This is a genomic window from Candidatus Cloacimonadaceae bacterium, from assembly GCA_030693415.1.
Lineage (GTDB): Bacteria > Cloacimonadota > Cloacimonadia > Cloacimonadales > Cloacimonadaceae > JAUYAR01.
In genome coordinates, this window is record JAUYAR010000046.1 from 1 (window position 1) to 5,524 (window position 5,524).

General features: G+C 43.4%; 3 protein-coding genes. All 3 read left to right on the forward strand.

What is annotated here, in order from left to right; genetic code table 11:
• Positions 1–795 precede the first annotated feature (795 nt).
• A complete protein-coding gene (locus Q8M98_03045) occupies positions 796–3,066 on the forward strand; it encodes a DEAD/DEAH box helicase family protein (GenBank protein ID MDP3113731.1) in 2,271 nt (756 codons plus the stop codon).
• 219 nt (positions 3,067–3,285) lie between these two features.
• Positions 3,286–4,830, forward strand: a complete 1,545-nt coding sequence (gene istA, locus Q8M98_03050; protein ID MDP3113732.1) for an IS21 family transposase — start codon at positions 3,286–3,288, stop codon at positions 4,828–4,830.
• On the forward strand, positions 4,827–5,524 hold a 698-nt coding region (gene istB / locus Q8M98_03055), incomplete at its 3' end, for an IS21-like element helper ATPase IstB (GenBank protein ID MDP3113733.1). The genes istA and istB, both read left to right, overlap by 4 nt.

Consider the following 5,524-nt stretch of genomic DNA (forward strand, 5'->3'; position numbering starts at 1 on the left):
TTGATATTTACTGAAGTGTACACTGTGCAGACGATATGTCAATTCAAAGCAACCCCTGCCTAAGGATGCCTTTCGCCCACTTTTCTTGATTTCCGAAACGCTAATTTATTGAAATTTAAGGGAATTTACTTGAACAGTCTCAGACTGAGAATTACGGCTAATTGAGAATTGAGAATTACGGCTAATTGAGAATTGAGAATTGAGAATTGAGAATTGAGAATTGAGAATTGAGAATTACGGTTAATTGAGAATTGGAAAGCTTGCCATTGGGAAAATCATTTGAAAGATCACTTTGCCCAAATTTTGTGTGGCGTTTGCGGGGATTCTGTGTGGATTCTGTGTGGATTCTGTGTGGATTTTTCGCTTCCGCAGCATCGGCATGCTGCGCTACACCGCTCTATCACTTGACAGCCTTAATCAAGCCTTAATCAAGCGTAATAAAATTAACGCTTGATTAAGGCTTGATTAACGCTGTGAAAAAGGCAAGGAATGCGGATGGGCTGATGATTCAATTCCACCATTGCAACGTGACAACGAAATCTGCAAATTGTGCAGCGAAATCTGCAAACTGTCGCATCCTTATGCATCGTAGGACATCCTTAACAAGACCCTTTTGAGTGGTTTGTGACAGGAATTCTGCAATTTAGATCACCGAAAATTGCAAATTGTGACAGGAAATCTGCATATCGAATTCTTGGGTATGCAGTAGAGAAGAAGAAAGGCTCGAAACAGTTGCCAATAATTTGGGATTGACATCCGAATGTAGTTTTCAACAATTGCCAGCATGAGGATGAAATGAACAGCGAGCACCATGACCTTAAGACAAAACTTGAAAGTGCATTAAAGCGGATCAGAGAGCTAGAAGCAGAGAACTCCAGATTGAGAAATTTGGGAGTGCATGATCTTCAAGCAGAAGTATTAAAATCTAATGACAATGAATCCACTGTAAACTCACCGCAGGATAAACATAGCATTGCGATTGATGGAAGAGCTGATTCTGCACCTACTTCAATCAATAGTCATTCCAGTCCAGAGGATAAGGTACAGCTCTTTCGCAGCCTGTTTCGAGGAAGAAATGACATTTTTGCTCTTCGGTGGTCTGGTAAAGATGGCAAATCAGGATATTCCCCTGCATGTTCAAATGCATGGAAACCTGGAGTATGCGGGAAGTTTAATAAAACATCATGTGCAAATTGCGATTATAGAGAATTAATTCCCATTACTGATGACGTAATCTTTCGACATCTTAAGGGAGATATCGTCATAGGTGTGTACCCTTTATTACCTGATGATACATGTCATTTTCTCGCTCTAGATTTTGATAAGAAAGAGTGGCAGACTGATGTAACATCATTTCATGAGACTTGTAATGAATTCGGTATTCCTGCTAATATTGAAAGATCTCGCTCAGGTAAAGGAGCGCATGTTTGGATATTCTTTGAGCAAAACATTCCAGCTCGAATAGCCAGAACCCTGGGCTGCGCTTTGTTGACTACAACCATGGAAAAACGACATCAGGTTGGCTTGGATTCATATGACCGACTGTTTCCCAATCAGGATACAATGCCAAAGGGTGGATTTGGCAACCTGATAGCTCTCCCGTTGCAAAAAGAATCTCGAAAACATGGCAACAGTATCTTTGTTAATGTGGAGCTGCAGCCGTATGAAGATCAGTGGGCATTCCTATCAGAAATTCAAAAGCTCTCATTGGATAAGATTAACCAGCTCATAGCTTTGTTGACCACGGATAACCCACCCATCGGAAGCTTAAGGGTTACAACTGATGATGATACATTGCCATGGGAACAAGTTACCAGAAATGAAGCTGTATATACAGACCTCCCTGTTAAAGTGAATGTCTTTGTCAGCAATATGATTTTCATCGAAAAGGAAGGATTACCACAGAAGCTGCTAATCAGAATTATTCGGTTAGCTGCCTTTCTTAATCCCGATTATTATCGAACTCAGGCTTTACGATTGCCTTTGTATAACAAGCCTAGAGTCATAAATCTGTCAGTGGAAAGCACAAATCATATCGGAATCCCCAGAGGTTGCTTAACTGAGCTGATTAAGCTGTTTGAGCAGTTAAAAATCGAACCCCAAATACATGACAAAACTAATCAAGGCATTGAGCAGGATTTTGAGTTTCAGGGCAGGCTATATGATGAACAGCTCAAAGCTGGGAAAGAGCTGCTTTGCTACGACAATGGTATTTTATCAGCATCGACTGCATTTGGCAAAACAGTGGTAGCCTTATGGTTGGTAGCTCAACGGAAGACAAGCACATTGATCATTGTTCATCGCAGGCAACTGCTCCAGCAGTGGAAAGAACGCATCGCAAGTTTCTTGAATATACCTATCAAAGATATTGGAGAGAAAGGAGCAGGCAAAGATAAGCGAACTATGAAAATCGATGTAGCCATTATTCAAAGCCTGTATCACAATAAAGAAGTGAAAGGATTTGTTACAGAATATGGCTTGGTGATAGTGGATGAATGTCATCATATCTCTGCTTTTTCATTTGAACAGGTACTGAAGGAAGTTAAAGCTAAATATGTCTATGGGCTTACTGCTACACCGATCAGAAAGGATGGTCAGCATCCAATAGTCACAATGCAGTGCGGACCTATCAGAGTGAAGATTGATGCACGCAACCAGACACGTTCAAGAGCTTTCAGTCATTCGGTAATCGTTCGACATACTACATTTCGATTGCCAGATAATCTGGCATGTGCTGAACGTAAAATTACAGATATCTATCAGGCTTTAGTGGATGATAAAGAACGTAACGTTTTGATCATTGATGATATTATCTCATCGATTGAAGCTGGCAGAAGCCCTTTGATTCTTACTGAACGCACAGCTCATGTGGACTTCTTTCTGGAGAAGCTGACAGGTTTTGCCAAAAACATTATTGTTCTCAAAGGAGGGATGGGCAGAAAGCAACTAAAATCCATCATGGATAGACTTCACTCTATACCCGATAATGAGGAAAGAGTGATTATCGCTACCGGTAAATATATGGAGAAGGCTTTGATGACAGCAGACTGGACACTCTGTTTCTAACTATACCAATCTCCTGGAAAGGCACTCTCCAACAATATGCCGGTAGATTGAATGAATAATCTGATAAGATAGAGCCATTAGTCCGCAGAATTAGAGCCACCCCTCCGAATAATAGAGCCACTCGTTCCGAAGGTGAGAGCCACCTTGCCAATCAGGCATGATTTCAGACCATGGATTCATACACTAAATGGTGTAAATATATCCATGGAGGTCAACATAATGACCCAATATCGAGAGATCCTGCGTTTACACAAGCAGGGAATAAGCGGACGTAGCATAGCTGCCTGTTTATCATGTTCACGCAATACCGTGTCCGCGACTTTGCAAGCGGCAGAAACACTTGGCATAGTTTGGCCATTACCGGATTCGGTAAGTGACCGGGAGCTTGGAGAAAGGCTGTTTCCAGAGAAAGGGATTGAAAGCAACCGGAAGATGCCTGATTTCGACAGTATCCACAGAGAGTTGGGGAAAAGCGGTGTCACGCTGTCTTTACTTTGGTATGAGTATTCAGAAGCATGCAGGTACACTCAGGCGATACCATTTCAATACAGTCAATTCTGCAAGCTTTACAACGACTACATCCAGAAGACAAAAGCAACCATGCGGATTCATCACAAGCCAGGAGAAAAGCTGGAAGTTGACTGGGCCGGGCAAACCGCTATCATCAAAGACAATATTAGTGGTGAAGATATAAAGGCTTATGTATTCGTCGCTGCTCTTCCATATAGCGGTTACTCTTACGTGGAAGCCTTTCTGAAGATGGATATGGAATGCTGGATTCAGGCGCACGTCAACTGCTTTGAATACTTTGGCGGAGCAACCAGGATACTGGTTCCGGATAATCTCAAAACGGGAGTGGATCATGCATCCTGGAGCCGCACTGTGATCAACAAAACCTATAACGAGATGGCTACCTATTACGATACGGTAGTTATTCCGGCCAGAGTCCGCCATCCCAAGGATAAAGCAAGTGCTGAGGGGACTGTAGGGGTTATCTCCACCTGGATTCTTGCCTCCCTGCGCAATCAGACTTTCTTTTCTTTGTATGAGCTCAATCAAGAGATCCGCAACAAACTCGGTGACTTCAATACCAGGGCCTTCCAGAAGAGAGATGGTAGCAGGGAAAGTGTGTTTTTGGACGAGGAACAGCACTGCCTTACCACCCTTCCATCCCAAGCCTATGAACTGGCAACCTGGACAATAGCAACGGTTCAGTTCAACTATCATGTATCAGTGGACAGGATGAACTACTCCGTTCCCTATGAGTACATCCAAAACAAAGTTGATATCCGCGTAACAAGCAGGGTGATTGAGGTATTCTACAAGTCCTGCAGAATTGCATCACACTCACGGATCTTTGGGAAACCCGGCCAGTATCAAACCATTCCAGAACATATGCCTGTTAAGCACCAGCAATATCATGAATGGAATGCTGACCGCTTTGTATCATGGGCAAACCGCATTGGAGAACACACTTCGATCGTCATTAGAGGGATACTTTCTTCTGCCAGGATAGAACAACAAGGCTATCGTTCCTGTATGGCACTGCTTAAGGCTGTGGACAAATTCTCTCCCCAACGACTTGAAAACGCATGTCAGAGAGCTCTTTCCTTCACCCCGACCCCGAGCTATAAAAACGTTCTGTCCATACTCAAGTCCGGTTCGGACAAACTGGGAAAAGTTGAGGAACCAATGCATAACGCACAGTCCTCTGAATATGGTATCAGCAGAGGGTCAGGATACTATGGGAGGGAGGACTTATGATCAATCAATCGACCACTAACAAACTGCATGAGATGCACATGGGAGCCATGGCAGACGCCTTTAGAGATCAGCTCAATGACCACTCGTTCAAAGAACTTCAGTTTGAAGAGCGCTTTGGTTTTCTTGTAGATGCAGAATGGACGCGGCGCAAGCACAACCGGCTACAAAAATTGATCAAAAACGCCTGCTTAAAGTTCGGTAATGCCAGTGTAGCGGACATTGAGTACCATGATGACAGAAAGCTGGATCGCTCAGAGATACTGAGACTATCATCTGGTTCGTACATCGACGAAAATCGCAATATCATCATACTGGGAGCGTCCGGTAATGGCAAATCGTGGCTGGCTTGCGCCTTTGGTATAGCTGCTTGCCAACACTACTTTCCCGTAAGATACATCCGGCTTCCGGAACTCCTGGATGAGCTTGCTTTAGCCAGAGGATTAGGCACCTTCAAGAAAGTGATCCGACAATACAAAAGCATTCGGCTACTGATCCTTGATGAGTGGTTATTGACTCCTCTCAGAGAACAGGAGGCAAGAGACCTGTTGGAAATCGTTGAAGCCAGATGTCAATGTGCTTCGACTATCTTTTGTACGCAGTTCAAACCCGGTGGATGGCATGAGAAGATTGGTCAGGAAACTCTTGCAGATGCCATCCTTGACCGGATCGTACATGACTCATACCAGATATTTAT

Bases quoted from the DNA above. Each gene is read 5' to 3' on its own strand.
- Q8M98_03045 (MDP3113731.1), top strand. From the start codon at position 796: ATGAACAGCGAGCACCATGACCTTAAGACAAAACTTGAAAGTGCATTA.
- istA (MDP3113732.1), top strand. From the start codon at position 3,286: ATGACCCAATATCGAGAGATCCTGCGTTTACACAAGCAGGGAATAAGC.